Origin of the sequence: Paenibacillus sp. 32352 (genome assembly GCF_002042965.1) — a bacterium.
In the GTDB taxonomy this organism is placed as follows: domain Bacteria; phylum Bacillota; class Bacilli; order Paenibacillales; family NBRC-103111; genus Paenibacillus_S; species Paenibacillus_S vulneris.
Genome location: NZ_MZNT01000014.1, coordinates 26,904 through 46,865 on the forward strand (window position 1 = coordinate 26,904; position 19,962 = coordinate 46,865).

General features: G+C 51.7%; 21 protein-coding genes. 7 read left to right on the forward strand and 14 right to left on the reverse strand.

Annotation, left to right across the window (positions count from 1 at the left end; genetic code table 11):
- Positions 1–24 precede the first annotated feature (24 nt).
- The 3 genes from B1728_RS27330 (at position 25) to B1728_RS27340 (ending at position 2,733) form a co-directional block, all read left to right on the forward strand.
- Positions 25–639 carry a superoxide dismutase gene (locus tag B1728_RS27330; protein WP_079913606.1) on the forward strand — a complete coding sequence of 205 codons (615 nt, stop codon included), beginning with the start codon at positions 25–27 and terminating at the stop codon, positions 637–639.
- 340 nt (positions 640–979) lie between these two features.
- Entirely contained in the window at positions 980–2,026 is a 1,047-nt protein-coding gene (locus B1728_RS27335; protein WP_179136233.1) for an HD-GYP domain-containing protein, read from the forward strand.
- Between the two features lie 23 nt (positions 2,027–2,049).
- Complete coding sequence (locus tag B1728_RS27340) at positions 2,050–2,733, forward strand: Crp/Fnr family transcriptional regulator (RefSeq protein ID WP_079913608.1); 684 nt, start codon at positions 2,050–2,052, stop codon at positions 2,731–2,733.
- A 41-nt stretch (positions 2,734–2,774) separates the two neighbouring features.
- Here B1728_RS27340 and mutY read toward each other — a convergent pair whose 3' ends face one another.
- Positions 2,775–3,923 (reverse strand): A/G-specific adenine glycosylase, encoded by a 1,149-nt coding sequence (mutY, locus tag B1728_RS27345; RefSeq protein WP_079913609.1) that lies wholly within the window; start codon positions 3,921–3,923, stop codon positions 2,775–2,777.
- 71 nt (positions 3,924–3,994) lie between these two features.
- Here mutY and B1728_RS27350 point away from each other — a divergent pair, with 71 nt between their 5' ends.
- The 3 genes from B1728_RS27350 to B1728_RS27360 all read left to right on the forward strand — a co-directional run bounded on the left by B1728_RS27350 (position 3,995) and on the right by B1728_RS27360 (position 6,420).
- Entirely contained in the window at positions 3,995–4,855 is an 861-nt protein-coding gene (locus tag B1728_RS27350; protein ID WP_079913610.1) for a helix-turn-helix domain-containing protein, read from the forward strand.
- Between the two features lie 189 nt (positions 4,856–5,044).
- Complete coding sequence (locus B1728_RS37270; protein WP_079913611.1) at positions 5,045–5,425, forward strand: c-type cytochrome; 381 nt, start codon at positions 5,045–5,047, stop codon at positions 5,423–5,425.
- 230 nt (positions 5,426–5,655) lie between these two features.
- Positions 5,656–6,420 (forward strand): SIMPL domain-containing protein, encoded by a 765-nt coding sequence (locus B1728_RS27360; RefSeq protein ID WP_144028029.1) that lies wholly within the window; start codon positions 5,656–5,658, stop codon positions 6,418–6,420.
- Positions 6,421–6,501: 81 nt separating this feature from the next.
- Here B1728_RS27360 and B1728_RS27365 read toward each other — a convergent pair whose 3' ends face one another.
- The 8 genes from B1728_RS27365 to B1728_RS27395 all read right to left on the reverse strand — a co-directional run bounded on the left by B1728_RS27365 (position 6,502) and on the right by B1728_RS27395 (position 11,574).
- On the reverse strand, positions 6,502–7,023 hold the full coding sequence (locus B1728_RS27365; RefSeq protein WP_079913613.1) for a DinB family protein: 522 nt from the start codon (positions 7,021–7,023) through the stop codon (positions 6,502–6,504).
- 63 nt (positions 7,024–7,086) lie between these two features.
- Positions 7,087–7,599 carry an acyl-CoA thioesterase gene (locus B1728_RS27370; protein ID WP_079913614.1) on the reverse strand — a complete coding sequence of 171 codons (513 nt, stop codon included), beginning with the start codon at positions 7,597–7,599 and terminating at the stop codon, positions 7,087–7,089.
- A 30-nt stretch (positions 7,600–7,629) separates the two neighbouring features.
- Positions 7,630–8,022 carry a holo-ACP synthase gene (acpS, locus tag B1728_RS27375; RefSeq protein WP_079913774.1) on the reverse strand — a complete coding sequence of 131 codons (393 nt, stop codon included), beginning with the start codon at positions 8,020–8,022 and terminating at the stop codon, positions 7,630–7,632.
- A 392-nt stretch (positions 8,023–8,414) separates the two neighbouring features.
- Positions 8,415–9,224 (reverse strand): ammonia-dependent NAD(+) synthetase, encoded by an 810-nt coding sequence (gene nadE / locus B1728_RS27380; protein WP_079913615.1) that lies wholly within the window; start codon positions 9,222–9,224, stop codon positions 8,415–8,417.
- A 199-nt stretch (positions 9,225–9,423) separates the two neighbouring features.
- A complete protein-coding gene (locus B1728_RS27385) occupies positions 9,424–9,858 on the reverse strand; it encodes a BrxA/BrxB family bacilliredoxin (protein WP_079913616.1) in 435 nt (144 codons plus the stop codon).
- Positions 9,859–9,972: 114 nt separating this feature from the next.
- Positions 9,973–10,398: a DUF3905 domain-containing protein gene (locus B1728_RS27390; RefSeq protein ID WP_079913617.1), complete on the reverse strand. Its 426-nt coding sequence runs from the start codon at positions 10,396–10,398 to the stop codon at positions 9,973–9,975.
- Between the two features lie 41 nt (positions 10,399–10,439).
- Complete coding sequence (locus B1728_RS37010; protein ID WP_256865532.1) at positions 10,440–10,568, reverse strand: hypothetical protein; 129 nt, start codon at positions 10,566–10,568, stop codon at positions 10,440–10,442.
- A 49-nt stretch (positions 10,569–10,617) separates the two neighbouring features.
- On the reverse strand, positions 10,618–11,574 hold the full coding sequence (locus tag B1728_RS27395; RefSeq protein ID WP_079913618.1) for a polysaccharide deacetylase family protein: 957 nt from the start codon (positions 11,572–11,574) through the stop codon (positions 10,618–10,620).
- A 311-nt stretch (positions 11,575–11,885) separates the two neighbouring features.
- On the opposite strand from B1728_RS27395, the gene B1728_RS27400 reads away from it, so the two are divergent.
- Positions 11,886–13,157 (forward strand): BaiN/RdsA family NAD(P)/FAD-dependent oxidoreductase, encoded by a 1,272-nt coding sequence (locus B1728_RS27400; RefSeq protein ID WP_079913619.1) that lies wholly within the window; start codon positions 11,886–11,888, stop codon positions 13,155–13,157.
- Between the two features lie 48 nt (positions 13,158–13,205).
- On the opposite strand, the gene B1728_RS27405 is transcribed toward B1728_RS27400, so the two are convergent.
- The 5 genes from B1728_RS27405 to B1728_RS27425 all read right to left on the reverse strand — a co-directional run bounded on the left by B1728_RS27405 (position 13,206) and on the right by B1728_RS27425 (position 19,950).
- A complete protein-coding gene (locus B1728_RS27405; RefSeq protein WP_079913620.1) occupies positions 13,206–14,771 on the reverse strand; it encodes a glycoside hydrolase family 28 protein in 1,566 nt (521 codons plus the stop codon).
- A 15-nt stretch (positions 14,772–14,786) separates the two neighbouring features.
- Complete coding sequence (locus B1728_RS27410; RefSeq protein ID WP_079913621.1) at positions 14,787–15,458, reverse strand: hypothetical protein; 672 nt, start codon at positions 15,456–15,458, stop codon at positions 14,787–14,789.
- A gap of 222 nt (positions 15,459–15,680) precedes the next feature.
- Positions 15,681–17,084 (reverse strand): M20 family metallopeptidase, encoded by a 1,404-nt coding sequence (locus B1728_RS27415; RefSeq protein ID WP_218672321.1) that lies wholly within the window; start codon positions 17,082–17,084, stop codon positions 15,681–15,683.
- A 78-nt stretch (positions 17,085–17,162) separates the two neighbouring features.
- Positions 17,163–18,476 carry a hypothetical protein gene (locus tag B1728_RS27420; RefSeq protein ID WP_079913623.1) on the reverse strand — a complete coding sequence of 438 codons (1,314 nt, stop codon included), beginning with the start codon at positions 18,474–18,476 and terminating at the stop codon, positions 17,163–17,165.
- A 217-nt stretch (positions 18,477–18,693) separates the two neighbouring features.
- Positions 18,694–19,950 carry an amidohydrolase gene (locus tag B1728_RS27425; protein WP_079913624.1) on the reverse strand — a complete coding sequence of 419 codons (1,257 nt, stop codon included), beginning with the start codon at positions 19,948–19,950 and terminating at the stop codon, positions 18,694–18,696.
- Positions 19,951–19,962: the final 12 nt, after the last annotated feature.

Here is a 19,962-nt window from a genome sequence, read left to right on the forward strand (position 1 = left end):
CATATTCTTAGGAGGTATTTACGAATGGCACATCAATTACCACCACTGCCTTATGCAAACAACGCGTTGGAACCGCATATCGATGAAACGACTATGATGATCCACCACGATCGTCACCACAACACTTATGTGACTAACCTGAACGCAGCGTTGGAAGGTCATGCGGATCTTCAAGCTAAATCCCTTGAAGACCTGATCGCTAACCTGGACAGTGTACCTGAAGCTATCCGTACGGCTGTTCGTAACAATGGCGGCGGTCATGCCAACCACTCCTTGTTCTGGGAAATTATCGGACCAAACGGCGGCGGCGCTCCAACAGGCAAATTGGCTGACGCTATCAACAACGAGCTTGGCGGCTTCGACAAATTCAAAGAGGACTTCGCTAAAGCAGCTACAACTCGTTTCGGCAGCGGCTGGGCTTGGCTCTCCGTTACTCCTCAAGGCAAATTGGTTGTAAGCAGCACGCCTAACCAAGACAGCCCAATCATGGAAGGCAATACGCCACTCCTTGGCTTGGACGTTTGGGAGCATGCTTACTACTTGAAATATCAAAACAAACGTCCTGACTACATCTCCGCTTTCTGGAATGTTGTAAACTGGGCTGAAGTTGGCAAACGCTACGAAGCTGCAGTAAAATAAGGATTGTAACCTTTTAGAGAGGGACTTATCAGTCCCTCTCTTTTTACTATTAGGGGCTCCCTGCAAAGTATCCGAGTCGAATTGGAATCTCAACCTCTTTTATGGGATTATTTTCATGTATTAATGGAATATTTCATAGCATTTTTTACCTTGATATGAAATAATGAGACATACGGAATTTATTGCGAAATGGATCAGGCATCTTTACTTTACTATACAGCAGCATGATCAAATAACCGAGTATAAAGGTGGTATTTAGTCGATGAGGCTACTCCCTATCTCAATGGTGCATCCCGGGATGAAGCTCGGCAAACCCATTGTGTCCGAAGAGGGGCAGACGATGTTGAGTTACCACTCGGAGCTTTCCCTGCCTGATATTCGTAAATTAAAGCTGATGGGCTTCCAGCAGCTGCATATCGACGATCCGCGGACGGAGGATATCCGGATTACCGATGCGGTAAGAGAGGAAACCTCGGCAGCCGTTCGCCATCACTTGATGCCCGCTTTCCAAAGATTACAGCAGTCGGGAGATTGGAACAGCGGAGACATGCGCTCCTTATCCCAAGCAGCACTCCAGAGCATGAGGCTGATCGTTGAGGATCTGCAGGAGCAGAATAGGCAATCACCCGAGGATGACTCGATATGGCTGATGCACACTTACAAAAATAGCCTGTCTATTCTGGATCAGCTATGCCAAAACGCCTTGAATGTGTGCGTCTATGCTACACGAATCGGCATTGTCGACGGCTATGGTCAGGATGATCTGTACGCTTTCGGACTTGGCGGCATGCTGCACGACATCGGAAACACTCAAGTATCCCCCAAGCTGTTGTTAAAAACAGCCCCCCTTACACCGCTCGAATATGAGGAAATTCAAAAGCATACGGAGTACGGCTACAAAATCGTCAAGGATGCACCGGATATCCCTCTGCTATCTGCACACTGTACACTTCAACACCATGAGAAGATAAATGGAAGCGGGTACCCTGCAGGCTTAACCAAGGCTGGCATCCACCCTTTTGCACAGTGGATCGGTTTATTGGACGCCTACGATGCCATGACCAATCCGCGCCCTTACCGGCCTGCCTTTTCACCTGAGCACGCACTGGAAAATCTTTTCACAAGAGCAGGAACATTGTATGATAGAGAGAAGGTAGATTCGTTTCGCAGCCGTGCTGTCATTTATCCCGTCGGCTTAAGCGTTCGGTTAAGCACTGGACAAATCGGCATCGTCTCGAAGCATAACCCCAGCTTTAAACATCGGCCGGTCGTCCGCATACTTACCAATGAACAGGGTCAAGAGTTGCTTCAGCCTGTGGAGATCGATTTATCCCGGCATCTCCATATCCGGATATACCGCATTGGTGAAGATGCACTGGTACATTAAGTTTGGAAAGAGATGAGCTTTTCATGCATAGTATAGTCCCTTTATTAAAGGAAGTGCCATTATTTGAAGATTTTTCGGTCAGCGAGCTGATGTCCATTTCGCCTCTTTTTACGGAACGTAAAATAAAGAAAAATACGGTGCTGTTTCACGAAGGCGATCTAGGAAACGAATTTTTCATTATCGAGACCGGCGTCGTCAAAATTTATCGGATTGATTATACGAAGGAAGTTATCCTCAGCTTATTGAGCGAGGGAGATTATTTCGGAGAAATGTCGCTGATTCAGCAGGACATGACACGGTCTGCAACGGCGGAAACTTTGGCGAATACGACGATGTATTCTTTGATGAGATCCGATTTTATCGAATTTCTGGAGAAATCGCCCAAGCTATGTCTTAAGCTGCTGGAATCTACCATGGAACGTCTGCGCAACGCCAACGATCAAATCGCCAATCTGACCTTCCTGGATGTGCGTACCCGGACGATCAAGGTGATTGCCCGGCTGGCCGAGGAGCATGGAATCGTTCGTCAAGGCGGAGTGTTAATCAACATGAAGCTGACCCATCAGCAGCTCGCGAATTTGGCCGGGACTGTTCGGGAATCCGTCACGAAGGTGCTTCAGGAGCTTCAGGAAGACCAGATCATTACCATCGACAAGAAGATGATATACATAAGACGAATGGAAGCGTTAAAAGAGCGGATTGTATAAAACCCGCTCTTTTACTATGTTATCCTTCGGTTTGGGCAGCATCAGTTGCTATGCTCGGCAAAATACCGGTTTAATATTTTCAGAAATACATTGGGGAACGCATACTGCCCCATCGTATCCCGGTCTACCCATTGATAATGGGAGGGCATCAGCAGACTGCTGCCGGAAGGCAGAAGCGAGGATTCAAGACTACAGGCGATCACCTGCATATCCCAATGGATATGACTGAATGTATGTTCGGCATGCATATACCATCGTTCCGGATGAATGCCGATGGTTTCCTCGGCCAATTGGTCCGCCAATATAGACACCGAGGAGGGAATCGAGTCTATCGAAGGATGCGCCTTTTCCGATGGGGTATACGTAAAGGGAACCTCCGTATGCGGCAGCTCCCACATCCGCGCAAGCAGTCCTTCCTGCGGGCGCTGCCGGATCAGCACCTTCCCCTGGTTAGGGCCTGTCCCTTCGATAAGAGCGGCGATCCGGTACTCGGGACGCGGGGGCTTGGCCTTCTTCTTGACGGGCAGCTCCTCCTCCATTCCCGCTTCTCTGGCAGCACAGTGCTCCATCACCGGACAGGTCAGGCAGTGAGGCGAACGCGGGGTACACACCATGGCGCCGAGCTCCATCAAGCCTTGGTTAAAGTCGCCGGCTGCTCCCTCCGGAATCAGCTCCTTCGCGAGCTTCTCCATAATTCCTCTCGTGCTGACCTTCATAATGTCTTCTTCAATAAGAAAATACCGGGATAAGACTCGCATGACATTACCGTCAACAGCCGGCTCCGGCTTATTGTACGCTATGCTTAGCACGGCACCGGCCGTGTAAGGGCCCACTCCCTTTAACGTAGATATTTCCTTCAGCGTATCCGGGACTGTACCGCCATACCGCTCCTGGACCTCTCGCACGGCCCCTTGCAGATTGCGGGCTCTGGAATAATACCCCAGCCCCTCCCACAGCTTCAGCACATCCTCCTCCGGTGCTTCCGCCAGCGCCTCCATCGTTGGAAAGCGTTCGATAAAACGGTGAAAATACGGGATGACCGTCTCCACCCGGGTCTGCTGCAGCATCACTTCCGAAATCCATATATGATAAGGGTTCCTGCTGCGGCGCCACGGCAGATCACGGCGATGCTTGCGGTACCAGGACAGCAGCTCTTCGGAAAAATATTGTTTTTTCAAGTTCGTATCCATGAGGTCTCCTTCTCTTGCCGAACGATATGGTATAATGATGGCATTTGAAAATCATCAGAGGAGTGAGGCAAATGTTAACTCCCGGTGAACTGGCGGCACGGCTTAATAGGCTTGTGATTTCCATCCTGTTGGTAGGACATCAAAAATGCAGCCCCCAGTGGCACCAGCTGCCCAGAACGATTCAGCATCATTCGATCTGGCTTATTATTAAAGGAAAAGGCACGTTTACGATCAACGGCACTCATTATCCGGCCGAGCCGGGGAAGTTTTTTTGCTTTAGTCCGGGCATGGTCGTTGAACGCCAAACGGATCCCGAGCAGCCGCTCGAATACTACTTCCTCCGTTTTCATTATACGGAAACTTTCGAGGAGAAGGAACAGTGGATTTACCGAAGCTCAACGGAAGCCTCCTTCCCGCTCGAGGGCATGTACACGGTTAATAATACGCCCCAGCTCATTTATTTGTTCGAGCAGCTCGATATTCTGTGGAAGCGCCGGGGACATATGACCGCCATGCGGAGAAAAATATTGCTTCTTGAGTTTTTCCTGACGCTGATTCAGGATTTCCGCGCACAAAAGATAGCCGGTGATACTACGGCCGCTATCGAGCTCACCCAGGATCACATGGTCGGGCACTACCAGGAGCCGCTTACCCTGGAGGGGCTGGCGCAAATGGCCGGTTTAAGCGTAAGCCACTATTCGCGATTATTCAAAAAATATATCGGCTACAGCCCTATTGATTACTTGACCCATCTAAGGGTCGACCGGGCCAAGGAGCTGCTGGTCTTGTCGGATTACCGGCTTAAGCTGATTGCGAACAGCGTCGGCTATACGGATGAATTTTATTTCAGCCGCATTTTCAAAAAAGTGACCGGCGTCTCGCCGCGGGAATATGCCAAAAAGCACCGGTTTGCCCCCTATATGGACCACTGAATTTAGAAGGCAAACAAGTTCATTCGTTGGTTTGACTTCCCAGGCTGGAAGGTGTACGCTACGCATAAGCAAGCCTCTTTTCAAAAGATTCGTGCCATAATGGCAATCATCAGATGGTCAGACCCATCCGTACTATATCGTTTTCATATCGTAATAATATTTCATACCAATCGGTAGGGGGATAACCGGATGAGCAAAATCACCAAAGGGCTCAGTTGGGCCGTTTCTTTACTTATCGTTGGAGCGTTAGCCGGCTGCGGCGGCACCGCCAAGCAGGGCGGAGAGCCCTTCGGCGGCGGCAATAAAGCCGCCAGCCAAGGTGACGCGCTGACGAGCGCGCCGGAACAGGTACAAGCTCTGTATAAGCAGAGCTGCATTTCCTGCCACGGCAACAACCTCGAGGGGAAGGTCGGTCCCGCGACCAATCTGCAAAAGATCGGCGGCAAGCTGACGAAGGAGCAGATCAGCAAGCAAATTATTAGCGGCGGCAACGGCATGCCCGGCTTCGGCACCAAGCTTAAGCCCGAGGAAACCGAGGCATTGGCCGAATGGCTTGCCAGCAAAAAATAGTCTGCCGGCCACAGCCTTCATAGCTGGAAGCCGCCCATAAACCAAGACATCCGTTATACGATAACTGTCGTACAGCAGATGTTTTTGTTTTGTCCGTGCTGTGGATCGATGGAACAACCGGCACCGCCGTCAGCAAAATTTTTTTCTCTCTTTGCATCCGAATTGCAACCTTTTTGCGGACAGCTCCGTTTGAAGAGGTGAAACAACATTTTGGTAATCGGGGGAATAACATGAAATCGACCGTCAAAAACAAGCTCATTATCGGAGTTGCTGCAGCCACTTTATTAACCGGCTTGACGTCTTTCACTTCACTGCATCCGGCAGGCGCTGCTACCGCCTATGCAGAGCAGGTAAGCACCGCTTACAGTAAAACGATCACCGTCGGAGGCGAAGGTGAGATCAAGGTCACTCCAGACGTGGCCTATATCAATCTTGGCGTCATGACCAAAGCCGACACCGCCAGCGAAGCTCAAAAGCTGAATGCGGAAAGCTTCGCAGGACTGACGACCCTGCTGTATGATACGTATAAGCTCGACAAGAAAGACGTGAAAACCTCCGGATTTTCCGTACAGCCTGTTTACAGCTATACGGACAAGGAGCCCAAAATTATTGGCTACTCCGCAACACAAATGGTTCAAGTCACTTACCGCGATATCGATAAGGTAGGCGCCTTCCTCGATGCGGCATCCGCCGCCGGGGCGAACCAAATTAACGGGGTTCAATTCGATACCGAAAAACGTCAGGAATACGAAATCCAGGCCATTGACTCCGCCATGAAAAATGCTGAAGCCAAAGCGGTAGCTATTGCCAAAACCGTAGGTAAAGAGCTGAAAGGCGTAGTGAACGTAGTTCAAACCGGAACCTCGGCTATTCCGGTTCGCCGTGAGTACAGCCCTATGCTTATGAAAGCTGCAGATACTGCTTCTTCAGCAACCTCCATTGCTCCTGGAGAACTAACCATTACAACGAACCTGAGCGTTCAATATGAGTTTTAATACTGCGGGATGAAGCAAAAAAAGAATCTCCCACCGTCCAGAGGGACTTTCGTGGGAGATTCTTTGTCTTATTCGCGCGTCTTATTGGATTCCATAACGGTCGCGAAGCACTTGAAGGTGGTGCAGCTCATGGCCGATGATGACGCAGGCCAGAGCTCTGGCTGAGATTACGCAATCACTCGCGGTCCCTTCTCTTCTCCACGCTTCCTCCGTCAACGATCTTAAGAGTGTCAGTGTGGCTTGACGGACAGCCTTAAAATCTTCGAGCAGGTAAGCTAGCGTACAGCGCTGGAACGGAGATCCCTCCATCAGCGTATCCTGATCGTAGCCCGGAAGCGGCGTCGTATCCCCTCTCGCAATCCGCAGAAGCCGGTAGCTCATGATCCGCTCATTATCCGTAATATGACCGATGACTTCTTTAACGCTCCATTTTCCTTCCGCATAGCGGTAGTCTCCCTGCTCTTCCGTTAATCCGCTTAAAAATGCGATAGTACGCTGGAGTTGATCCTCCAGGATTTGAATCAAATCACCTTCTGCAGGGACAAGCTGGATATAAGTGCCATAGTAAGGAGCATACTCGCTCGAAGCGGGTCTCTGGTTCATGTCAAATAACCGTCCTTCCTCTCGAATGTGATTGTGGAAGATTTAATAAGGATTGCTGTGCGTCTATTCCCACGGGAAGCGCGTTATCAAATGATCCGAAAACTCTTTGCTCTGCTCCCGGCGCGTTTTGCGCATTTCCGCCCGTCTTGTCCCTGTCGCGTTCAAGCGGCGCTCTTCCTCGGTTTGCGGGATCACTTGAGGGACCTGTACCGGCCGTTTGTTCTCATCCAATGCAACGAAGGTTAAGAAGGAAGTTGCCGCGATGGTTCGTTCCCCGGTCTTGAGATCCTCTGTGATGACCTTCACGAAGACCTCCATCGAGCTTTTGCCTGTCCAGGTGACGAACGATTCCAGGCAGACCGAATCGGTCGGCCGGATCGGCGACAAGAAGTCGACGGAGTCCGTAGAAGCCGTTACGACGGACCGGCGGCAGTGCTTGGATGCCGAGATAGAGGCGATATCGTCAATGTAGGCCATTAACTTGCCTCCGAATAGCGTATTGTGGTTGTTGACATCCGTTGGGAATATTCTCGAGGTCTTGTACGTTCTGGACTCTTTAACAAATCGCTGCTCCATATAGCTTTCCTCCCATTTGTGACCCTTTCTTCATGAACCGGCTGCTTCCACAATGGCATAAGCCATTGCCGAACTTTCCGTATGCGTGATGCTCAAATGAATTCTCGTATCCGGAGGCAGCTGCAGCCTCCGAAGCGCCTCCTCCGACACCCTGCATACCGGTTTGCCCAACGGGTCCGGAAGCACTTCAATGTCCTGCAGCGACACTTGCTTGCCGATTCCGCAGCCCAGCGCCTTGCTGACCGCTTCTTTGGCGGCAAAGCGGCCGGATACGAATTCGGCCAATCTCCCCTTGCGCTGAGCCGCCAGCTGCCGCTCCGCTTCGGTAAGCGCCCGCTGCATAAACCGTTCCCCTGCCGTGCTTTCCAGAATCCCTTTCACTCTTGCAATGTCGAGCAGGTCCGTGCCAATTCCAATAATCATGGTCAAACGTTCCTTTTCCAGCCAGACATGGCGTCCTGCCTCGCTGCATTGCTTAGCCGCTGCCTGGGTTTTAATCACATCGTATCGAATCTGCATCCCAAACGCAAGAAAAAGAATGTCCCACCCTCTATGGTAATAAAATAAGCCGGGCCGCTGCCCGACTTCAACCTTCTAGATTAAAAAGCTGGAACTTGCCAGTTACTCCGGTGAGGTATCCCCCTCCAGCCGCTGTTGAAACCCATGAATCAGATTAGATTTTAGTGGAATTTTCACGGGTTTCAAAGGCGGACGCTATCGCTCCTCCAGGAGATACCCCACCTAATCCTTGCAATTTTCAGTTTTTAATAGTTTCAGAAAAGCTTAGGCCGGGCAGCTGCCCGGCCATATCATCATTAAATTCCCGGAATCGGGGAACGTTTATGCTCCGTCTTCAAGTATTGCTTCTCCAGCTTCTCTTGGACGGCCGGATCAATCTCCTTGCCTTCCAGGTAGTCGCTGTTGGCTTCGTAGGTAATACCCAGCTCATTCTCGTCGGTTTGGCCTTCCCATAAGCCGGCTGTCGGCGCTTTGTCCAGAACGCTTTTTGGAACGCCGAGCGCTGCGGCCAGCTGACGAACCTGACGCTTATTAAGCGAGCTGAGCGGAGTGATGTCTACGGCTCCGTCGCCGTATTTGGTATAGAAGCCGGTAATCGCCTCGGACGCATGGTCTGTCCCAACGACAAGCAAGTTCAGCTCGAATGCCAGCGCATATTGCATCACCATGCGGGTTCTCGCCTTCACGTTACCTTTGCCTCCGCGGCTTAAATGGCGATGCTCGCCAATGGATTTCAACGCATGCTCCGCTTCGAGGGCAATCTCGTTTACGGCTTCCTCAATATTCGTTTCCACCCGGTATTTCAGCTTGAACGCTTCGGCTACAGCATAGCTGTCCGCAATGTCAGCCTGCTCTCCATAGGGTTGAAATACGCCAAGCGTCTTATATTCCTTGCCCCTTTCCTGGGTTAACTCATCAGTAGCCCGAATGCAGAGACCTGTCGCCACAGCGCTGTCAATCCCGCCGCTAATGGCGATCAAGAGACCGTTAACTCCCGATGAAACTATGTATTCCTTCAAAAAATCGACGCGCTTGCGGATTTCTTCGTCCACGTTAATTTGCGGCTTTACGCCAAGCCTTGCGATAATTTCCTGCTGCATGCTCATCGTGAATCCACCTCTTCCACTCTCTATTTCCTATAAGTATAGTGCACTGTATTCAGATTGCAAGGGCCAAACGTCGCTCTGCTGCCAAAAGGATTTTCAAACATAAAAGAATCGGGTGAATCATAATGTACATAAACTTTCCCATGCGGTAAAAAAACTCCGCATCGGCCTTAGCCGAAGGGAGCTTTTTCATGAAATCTTATTTGCAGTATTGCTCGAATGCGCTGATCAAATCTCCGGCGATCATGTCGGCCGAACGGTCTTCGATTTGATGGCGTTGGATGAAATGCACCAGCTCGCCGTCTTTCAAAAGAGCGATGGACGGTGAAGACGGAGGATACGGCGCCAAATATTCACGTGCCTTGGCCGTAGCTTCTTTATCCTGACCGGCAAATACGGTGAACAAATGATCGGGCTTCACATCATTTTGCAGCGCTTTGGCTACGCCAGGACGGCATTGACCGGCAGCACAGCCGCAAACGGAGTTAATAACCAGAAGAGCCGTTCCCTTGGCATTCTCCAGCTTCTCCACAACCTCTTCCGGTGTGCGCAGCTCGGTAATTCCGATACGAGTCAGCTCATCTCTCATCGGCTGCACCATATCTTTCATGTATGATTCAAATGACATGGACATTGACTTCCACTCCTTTACCTACATAAGAATTTACAAACTATCGTATGTCTCATTATACATCGACAAGGGGGGAAAGCAAAGTACCTGATGAAAGTTTGGCGCAGCCTATGAAGGTTATTCGGTTTTATCTGAAGCGGCTTGAGGTCCATTCTCTTGCTCGTGGTCCAAAGTATCGCTGTAGACCGGATAAGCGACATTTTTGTCAGGATGTGAGAATCTTCCGGTCTCCGGAATGATCCCTTTTTCAAAGTAATCCCTATTTTCCGCAGATTGAAACCCGATATCCTTGAACGGATGCACCCACTCATCACCGGACATCACCGAAGGATCCGTCTCTTTGGACCAGTTCTCAAGCGGAGACTCGTCCGATTCATAGTCATGGTCTCCAATGACAACGCCATGCGAGTTGACAAACGGATCTCTCGGTCCCCTGCCTTCACGAAACTGCGGCAAAAAGTTAATTTCAAAAGGATCCAGCTCGCTTTGATCCTTGGTTGCAGCTTTGGGGAACTTCTGTTTTTCCTTGTCTTCTGAACTCACGCATTATCCCTCCTTATCCATCCTGGATCGTAAATGCCCCTCTATACCGAAGGACGGTTCGGTCCATCCAGCTTTTTATCCCTTATTTCTTCATTAGCTACTTCCGGAGTATGATTTTGCTTCGATTGCTTTTGCTGTTCTTCGGAATTTATTGTGCGATTGTTCGCCATAGTGACCAGCTCCTTTCCCTGTTATTATGTTTCTCCGCATGAAATTAACTCAAAGCTTCAAAAATTGGAATGTAAATGAATGCTTGCTGAGCACATCGAATTGGTAACCCTGCTGCTTCAAATAGAGGATGATCTCGGGAAGAGCTTCGACCGTTGTCGTTTTCACATCCATATCATGCATCAGGACAATGATCCGATCCTTGCCCGCACTATTGCCTTTAACGGCATTAATAATCTCCTCTTTGGGTTGAACGACGGCAGCCGCATCCGTGGAGCTCACGTTCCAATCGAAATATTGATATCCATTTTTCGACATTTCCCGGGTAATAGCATTCATCACCTTTCGACCTCCGAACCGCCAGCTAAGCCGATTATTCGACCCGCCGGGAAAACGGAGCAAATCGGTTTCAACCCCTACCCGATCTTTTAAAAAGCGATTCAATCGATCTGCATCGGCTTTGAAGGCCTCTACGGAGGTATAAATGCGCTGGTAGTCATGAGAAAACGTATGGTTCCCTAATGTGTGTCCCATTTGGATGGTGTGTTTCAGGGTAGGAAGGTAATGCTCGGCTGCGCGGCCGGTAATAAAAAAAGTCGCTTTGACATCGTGTTCGCTTAATATTTGTAAAATCCGCTCCGTATTGCGGGACGGGCCATCATCGAACGTCAAATAGGCCACCTTCCCGGGCTTTCCTTGGGCATCCTTCGCTTGGGACGAGGGGACAGCAGCTTCAGTATGCGCCCTTGTCTCGTTTCCTTGGAGGCTCAGCTGTGTCGTCACGCGTTCCTCTTCTCTATCGTAGTCCGGGATAGGCGCCATAGCCGATTTTGGACTGACAGGCCCGGCAGCCAGTTCATTGGAATGAGCCGGATGCTCTTCCTTTGCCGCGTTGTTCGAGCCAAGCTTTCCCTGATGAGAGAGGTTAGGCAGCCACAAGGTCCAAATTAACGAAATGGCGATGCACCCGGCTAAAATCGACCATAGGATTCCGTTCCGCTGCTTCATGGTAGGCCCTCCAATTCCCTACATGGTAAGGTTATTATGGCTTTTCTTTTGCCGGCAAAGACCGTGGAATTGTTGGGTGGATTGGGATAATAATGCAATCAGGGCCGTCCTTTGCATTGGGCTGGAAAAAGCGTACAATGGGAATGACGTTTATTGGAGGTATTCCAGGAGATGCTGAACGTTTAGGCGTTAAGCAAGTAGTTTGTTGGAAGCAAACCTATCCTTTTGGCCACACGCTCAAGTGACATGCACCCCACCCCGTAGGGTCAAGGGTCGAAATATATTCTAAATGCAAGGAGCTTCAAATCATTATGTCCTATGATGTTATCGTAATCGGAGGCGGTCCTTCCGGCCTCATGTCCTGTATTGCCGCCGCTTCCCATGGAGCCAAGGTGCTGCTCATCGATAAAGGAGATAAGCTCGGGCGCAAGCTCGGCATTTCCGGAGGCGGACGGTGCAATGTAACGAATGCCAAGGAGCTGGACGAGCTGATTCGACATATTCCCGGCAACGGGCGCTTCCTATACAGCGCATTCGCTCAGTTCAGCAACAAGGATATCATCGCCTTCTTCGAAGGGCTCGGGATTCGGCTTAAGGAGGAGGATCGCGGCCGTATGTTCCCGGTGTCCGACAAGGCCAAGACGGTAGTCGATGTATTGGTGGGCAGGGTGCGCAGCCTGGGCGTGGATATTCGCGTTCATAGTCCGGTTCGACAAGTGCTGTACAGAGGGGATCGGGTCGCCGGCGTAGAATTGCAGGACGGACGACGTGTCGAATCCAGTGCGGTGATTATTGCTACTGGCGGCAAATCGGTACCTCACACAGGCTCCACCGGTGACGGTTATGCTTGGGCAGAGGCAGGAGGTCATACGATCACCGAGCTGTATCCGACCGAGGTGCCGGTGACGTCCAAAGAGCCCTTCATTCGCAGCAAGGAGCTGCAAGGGCTGTCCCTGCGCAATATCACGCTGTCGGTATGGAACCCGAAGGGGAAGAAGCTGATCGAGCACGAAGGCGACATGATTTTTACACATTTCGGCCTCTCCGGCCCTGCTGTCCTGCGCTGCAGCCAGTTTGTCGTCAAAGCGCTGAAGCAGTTCAATGTCCCGACGGTGAAGATGACATTGGACCTATTTCCCGAGCTGAGCGCTGATGAAGTGTACAGCTATACGCTGTCTCTGGCTAAAGCAGACCCCAAGAAGCAGATCAAGAATGTGCTGAAAAACGCAATCTCCGAACGGCTTCTCCCTATCGTACTGAATAAAGCGGGCATTGCCGAAGACGTCACCTTCGACAACATTCCGAAGCAGCCCTGGATGGAGCTGGCACAGCTGTTAAAGGCATTCCCTATCGAGGTGAATGGGACCCTTTCTATAGAAGAAGCTTTCGTTACCGGCGGGGGAGTGAGTTTGAAGGAAGTCGACCCGAAGACGATGCAGTCCAAGCTGGTCGCAGGCTTGTTCTTTTGCGGGGAAATACTCGACATTCACGGCTATACGGGCGGCTATAACATTACTGCGGCGTTTACGACGGGGTATACGGCGGGGAAGAGCGCGGCGGAATCGCTGAATGAAGCCCGATAAAATGAAAAAAGCACACCTTTATATGAGGTGTGCTCAAGTTGTTTCATGCTATTTCGGCATCCGGTTCGCCGCTGAGAAATACTCAGGGCTTGTCCCGTCCGCGAAGCGAACCGCTTCTCTCGCTTTCGAGAAGTCGTTGCCGACGACGAACAGCTCGTCCGCGTTTACCTGCTCCAATGTCAGGAAAGCAGCTGTACCGCTCTCAGCCTTGCAGCCTTCGACAGACAGCTCTTGAACATCCTTCAGTTCAATGGCGCTGACATCCTCCTTAGCCGCCTTGCCGCGGAAGCCCTTGAGAGACAATTGCTCGATATGCTCACCATACATCGCATTGGACCAGTGCTCGTTCGGCTCGCCATTCCATGTGACCTCCACATCATCGAGCGATACATTCTTCGCGTAACGGCAGAACACGGCCGGAATATGATGCGGAAATACTCCTCGTGCTGAAGGCTGCGTGTCGAATAGGCCGCCGGGATAGCCGCTTTTCACTCTCATCGTATGCTTGAGTCCGCGAATCGAGATGTTCTCGATGACGCTTTCCTCCGAGCCTTCCAGATAGACGCCGCCTTCGGATTCCACCGTGATGTGATCAAAGCGGATATTGCGGATTTTACCCGGTGCATGCTGTGCACCATTGCGGCGTTCCGCCGTAATAAAGATCGGCTCGCCCTTGCCCCACCAGCGAAGCTCTCTCTCGGTCTCCTCCGCATCACTGAACAATCTCGTCTCGATGACGATGTTTGAGAACAAAATATTTTCGACAGTAGCGCCATCGCGAACCCATAAACCGAGTCCACGGTTGGAATTGCGGATGACACAGTTCTGGACGACGATATTGCGGATATCGGCGTGGGTTTCCGTGCCGATTTTCACAGCGGAATCGTGTGTGACCAGCGTACAGTTGGTAACGGTAATATTCTCGCAAGCGCCGTAGCGCTCCGCACCGTTCTTCGTCGTTTTCACCACGATGCAATCATCGCCCGTCTCAATGTGGCAGTCGGAAATATGCACGTCCTTACAGCAATCCGGATCGATCCCGTCATTGTTCGGCCCGCGCTGCTGTCCCAGAATCTTAATCCCGTTAATATTGACGCGGTTGCAGCCGGTCATATGCAGTCCCCAAGAAGATGCGCGATACAGCGTTACATCCCGGAACAGCACGTCGGTGCAGCCCTCAAAGTCGATCAGCTTGGGCCGGAACCCTCCCAATGGAAGCAGCACATAGTCGCTCACCCCATCCTCAGGCTCCAGAAAATGCTCCCCGCGCCCATCAATGGTGCCAAGACCGGTAATCGATACCTTCTCGGCGTGCCGTGCGCAGATCAGCGCATTTTTCCCTTGGCCTTCGCTGTAAAAAAGCTCCTCCGACCCTGCCGTCTTCGGAGCGACGAAATCCCGCTCCTCCATGCTGCTTACAATTCGCGCGGCCGGCTCCAAATGCAGATTGACATACGATTTGATCATCAGCGTGCCCGACAAATAGTCTCCCTTAGGCACGATTACCGTGCCTCCGCCCTGTTCAAAGCAATGATCAATCGCCGCTTGTATGCCGGCCGTATCTTTAGTGACTCCGTCGCCAACGGCGCCAAAATCTTTAATATTCACTATCACGCTGCTTCATCCTCTCTATATGCGTTCATTATGCTCATCGCCACAGTAATAGGCAAAGATCGGCTCGATATGCTTGAAGTACAGATGACCATCCTCCCAGGCCTGAAAATGAAGGTCCATTCGCGAATCGTTCCAGTTCTCGGGAGTGCCCTTCGTGTTCAATTTCTTAGGAGCCAACGGCTCTTCCACGACCTTTGGAAACTCCTGATAGCCGAAGAGCAGGTTTTCGTGCATGGCGATAATTTCGTACTTTTCACCCAGGAAAGCCCGCTCCTCCTGCAGCTGATAATGATAATAAATGTAGCTGGCCATCATCTCCGGCTTCAGATGTGCGACTCGGCCCGCCCTGCGCTCTACCGGGGCTTTGCGAATCCAGTGCTCGTAGCTTACCGGCTCGTTAAAATGAAACACGTCGACCATCGGAATCCATTGTCTCTTGCTCTCTTGTCCCGGCCAATCCTCCAAAAAGGGAGCCGCACCTTGGAACAGGGTGTCGGGGTGAATTTCTTCCCGAATGCATTCATAATACAAAAACACGTTCCTCATCCAGCGGAATGCGGCAATGGTCATCAAAGCGCCTTCATCCACGAGCCTTCTCGCGGCTTGGGATTCCAGCAGCTGCTTAAGCCCCGCCTCTTCCTGACCCTCTCTGAGCTGTGCACGAAATATCATTCTTTTCACATTCATCTGCTCCAATCGTTTCCTGTCTTGCAGAGAATTGTTCCTGCATCGATCAAGCTTATTCTTCTTCATTCATACTACGTTTTTCATTTTCCATCAACAGGACATTTATGCAGCGGGGCCGATTGCGTTTGACTTTTATTGCTCGATTGCTCTTATTTTGCAAAAAAAAAGAGCCGCCGGCTGCCTGTAACACAGGCTCTAGCGACTCTTAACGTCGTGAATGAATTATTTCCTGGCGGATGCGACGACATCCTTAGGAATAGGACATTGATAAGTGCTTCCTTGCAGACGATCCTTCAGCTCCTGCTTCGCTTGCTCGATGAGCTCCGGATTCTGAATCATCTTCATGGCTGTAGCCGCCATGACCTTGCCGGCATGCAGCATGCCTTTATGAGCGATGGAGGTAGCCCCCAGCGTTACCCACTGCCACGTATGCGGCGGCGAGCCGACAACAAAGCATGCGGTCGTGCATTGAGCCGTCGGCGTAATCCAGCTCACATCCCCTACGTCCGTTGAACCGTAAAGCGGCAGCGTTCCCGTATAAGGATTCAAGCGGTCCGCCATCGCACGATCTCTCATTCCCGCCGGAATGTTCGGCGCGCTGCTAATCTCCGCCTCCGATAAGGTCGCCTTTACCTGCCGCGCCAGCTCCAGCTCCGCCTCGTCATGCGCCGGAACTCCGAGCTCTGTGAACTGCTCGTACATGACCTGCTCCATGACCGTATTCGGCACGAGGTTCGAGCAGGCTTTGTCGAATACAATGCTCACTTCCGTGCCGGTCATCAGGGCCGCGCCGCGGGCTATATCGCTGACCCTGTCGAAAATCTCTTTGGCTTGCCCAATTTGCGGCGCGCGGATCAAATACAGCACTTCCGCATTCGCCTGCACCACATTCGGGGAATGACCTCCGCTATTGGTAATAGCGTAGTGCACTCTAGCCTCTTGGATAATATGCTCGCGCAAATAGTTCACACCGATATTCATCAGCTCGACCGCGTCGAGAGCGCTTCGTCCCAGATGTGGACTAGCGGCCGCGTGCGCGCTTCTGCCTTTAAACTTATAATAGACCTGATAGTTCGCCAAGGAGCTGACCGACATGATGCTGTTATAGTCCATAGGATGCCAGCTGATGGCAAAATCGACGTCGTCAAACAATCCTTCTCTCGCCATAAAGGCTTTGCCGGAGCCGCCCTCTTCACCCGGGCAGCCGTAATAGCGAATGGTGCCCGGAATGCCGTTCTCCTCCATATACTGCTTCAGAGCAACGGCTGCGGCCAGAGAGCCGGTACCAAGCAGGTTATGCCCGCATCCGTGCCCGTTGCCTCCCGGGACGATCGGCTCCGCCTCAGGCGTCGCTTTCTTCTGGCTTAGGCCGGACAGCGCATCGAATTCACCCAGCAGCCCAACGACAGGATAACCGCTTCCATAACTTCCGACAAAAGCGGTAGGAATGCCTCCAGCCCCTCTCTCCACGGTGAAGCCTTCTTGCTCTAATGCTTGACAGAGCAGCTCCGCAGAGCGGAATTCCTCGAAGCGGGTTTCCGCGTAATCCCAAATACAGTCACTGAGATGAATGAAGGTTTCTCTCTTCTGCTCGATAATGGCTGAAAGCCGTTCTGTTGGCTTCATCTTCATCAGTCCCTCACATTTAATAAACGAATAATTAACGAAAGTTGCGCTTATTAATATTATAGGACTTCTTACCGTTTATTTCAATCCGGAGGTTAGGCGGTATATTTTGCTTGGTCTCCCGCGTACCGAATGAAGCTCCTCGCCGCCGACCTCGGCAAGCCCGTATTCGACCAGGCTTCCCATAATCCGCTGCGCGTTGCGTATCGTCATGGACAAATGAGAGGCCAGGCTTGCGGTTGTGAACCCGTCCCAGCCCATACGCTGCACAAGCGCTTCGATCTTGTTGTATGTCTTGGCGCTGATGTTCGCTTGCGCCAGCTTTTCCAGCAGCTCCTTGTTATTGGTGCGGTAAGCGTATGTGAGCTCCTCCTCTTCTCCTGCGGCTTCGACTATAACCCCGTTCTCCTGCACGATGACAATGCCTCTGTCTTCCTTCTCCTTGGCATGCTGCACCGCCCTCCGCGCATGGTTCTCGGCCGAAAAGGCCGTAGTGCCGAAGCCGATGCCTACGGCTACCGGAACGTTAGCCTCCAGAGACAGATGCTTCACCGTCTCCCTCAGCATCTCCAGTTCCCGCTCGATGGCCCCGCGGGAGCTGAATATTTGATATCTCCCGTTGCCGTTCTCAAGCAGGGAGCCGTCGATTCTCTCGCAGAGCAGCAGCAGCGCATGCTTGATCTTCAGCTCCAGGTGCTGCAGATGATAACGAGTGCCGGATTTCTCGGAGATCTGGTCGAACTGATCGATTTCAATGATTTCTACACCGATCTGGGTATCTTTAAAAAAGGAGCTTTTAGCCTGCTCATGGATCATTTTGACAGCCAGGCGAATGTCCTGCTGCGTCATCCCGATACGGTATACCGGGAAGTCTTGTCCCTGCAATGCCTGATACACATAGGTCATGCATGTTAGGGCACCGTCGATTTTCCCTTCTCTCCACAGCTTGAGATGGTACTCAACCAGCTCATCCGGATCCGTATGCTGATCGAACATTTTAATATAGGTCTGCTCCATCGGAAAGCCCGCTTCCAATAACGATTCCTGTAAATCGAGATCCTCCGTATAGATCATATCAATGGAGATCCGTGTGGATACCTCACGGCGATAGAGGGACAGCTCCAGCAAGCTCTTGAACAGGCTCGCCCCGGTAGGCTTGCAATAAACGACGTTCGCATCGGTATGGAGCAATTCCTTGGACCGGAGATACGGTATGGGACCGGAGAAGAACCAGCCGTGCACCTCATGCCGATGCTGCTCTATGATAGCCTTCACTTCCTGCGGGTTAACGTAAGGAAGCGGAATAAATTCAATTTCGTATGGACTTTCCTTGGAAACGTCCAATATTTTCTCAACGGATGGAACGGGTCCTACAACGCCGAATTTATACATCACTGCTCTTGCTCCTTCTTTTGTTCAGCTAGAAGATGATTCTATTATAGCAAGTTCCCCCGTATTCGGGAAAAGGAGAAGCTAGGGGTGGCGACTGGAGATGCTGGCTTTACAGAGTCCCTTTCATTTACAGGATGGGCTGAAGAAAAAAGAGGCTCCTCCTTATCCGAGGAGAGCCCCTTTCTGCGAAATTGTTTGAATCCTTAACAACATGAACTTATTTCAACACTCTTCTGGCGATCCGGTTCAGCAGCTCAATGCCCCAGGGAAGCACTTCCTCCTCGATATCGAACTTCGGATGATGATGCGGAGCCGGCAAATTCGAACCGATGATCATGTACGTTCCCTTGCCGCCCAGCTCCTGCACCCTGCGGATCATGAAGCTGGCATCCTCGCTTCCAGCCGAGCTTGGCTCCCCTGTTTTAATGGAAGTAAAGCCCTCCACTTGCCGCGCTTCCTCCATCGCCAGTGTAACGAGCTCTTCATCGCAGACGATCGGAATCGCCGCGCCGATGACCTCTATCTTATAGGTCAGCTCATGCATGGCCGCACTGCTCGCAATAATATTGCGAACCCGGCGCTCCAGCTCGCTGTTCGTTTCCTCGGAGATGGAGCGGGTTTCGATGATCATTTTGGCATACTCGGGAACGATATTGGCCGCCGTTCCGCTCTGCAGCACCCCGACGTTAATGCGTGTCGAGCCCGTGCTGAACCGAGGCAGCGCGTGAATGTTCAGGGTTGCTGTTGCTGCGCCAAGCAGCGCGTTGCGGCCCTGCTCCGGGGTAGCTCCCGCATGGGAAGCTGTGCCATAGAAATGCGCGGCCAGCTTGGTGCTTGCCAGGAAGCCGTAGGAGCCGCCGTGCATCTCCCCTGTAGGCACATCCGTGCCCAGATGGTGACAAAATAAATAATTGACGTCATCCAGATGCCCTTTTTGCACGATGGAATAAGCACCGCGAACCCCTTCTTCAGCCGGTTGGAATATGAGCTTCACCGTACCGGAGAAATCGCCGTCGGCCAGCTTCTCTGCCAGTCCCAGACCGATGGTCGTATGGCCGTCGTGGGCACAGGCATGCATATTGCCTTCATACTTGGAGCGGAAGCCGTTCGCTTGAGGGAAGTGGCTTTCCTCATCGCTTTCCCGAATCGGCAAAGCATCCATATCAAACCGGAAGGCTACCGTCGGTCCCGGCGCACGCCCTTTTTTAATCCCGATGACAGCCGTATAGCCGCCTCTCATTCGCGCTACGATATCCGGATTTGCTCCGTCACGCAGCGCTCTCTCATAAGCTTCTTCCAGCACGCTGTCTGACGGAAGTCCCCGGCGGGACGGACCATCCAGCGCATCTTGTCCATAGATCACTTCATACCCCCATGCGGTCAGCATCTCCACAACCTTGGAAGCGGTGCGGAATTCGGTAAATCCGACCTCGGGATGTTCATGCAAATCACGTCGTACGGCACTAATGTCCAACGTCTCCAGCTC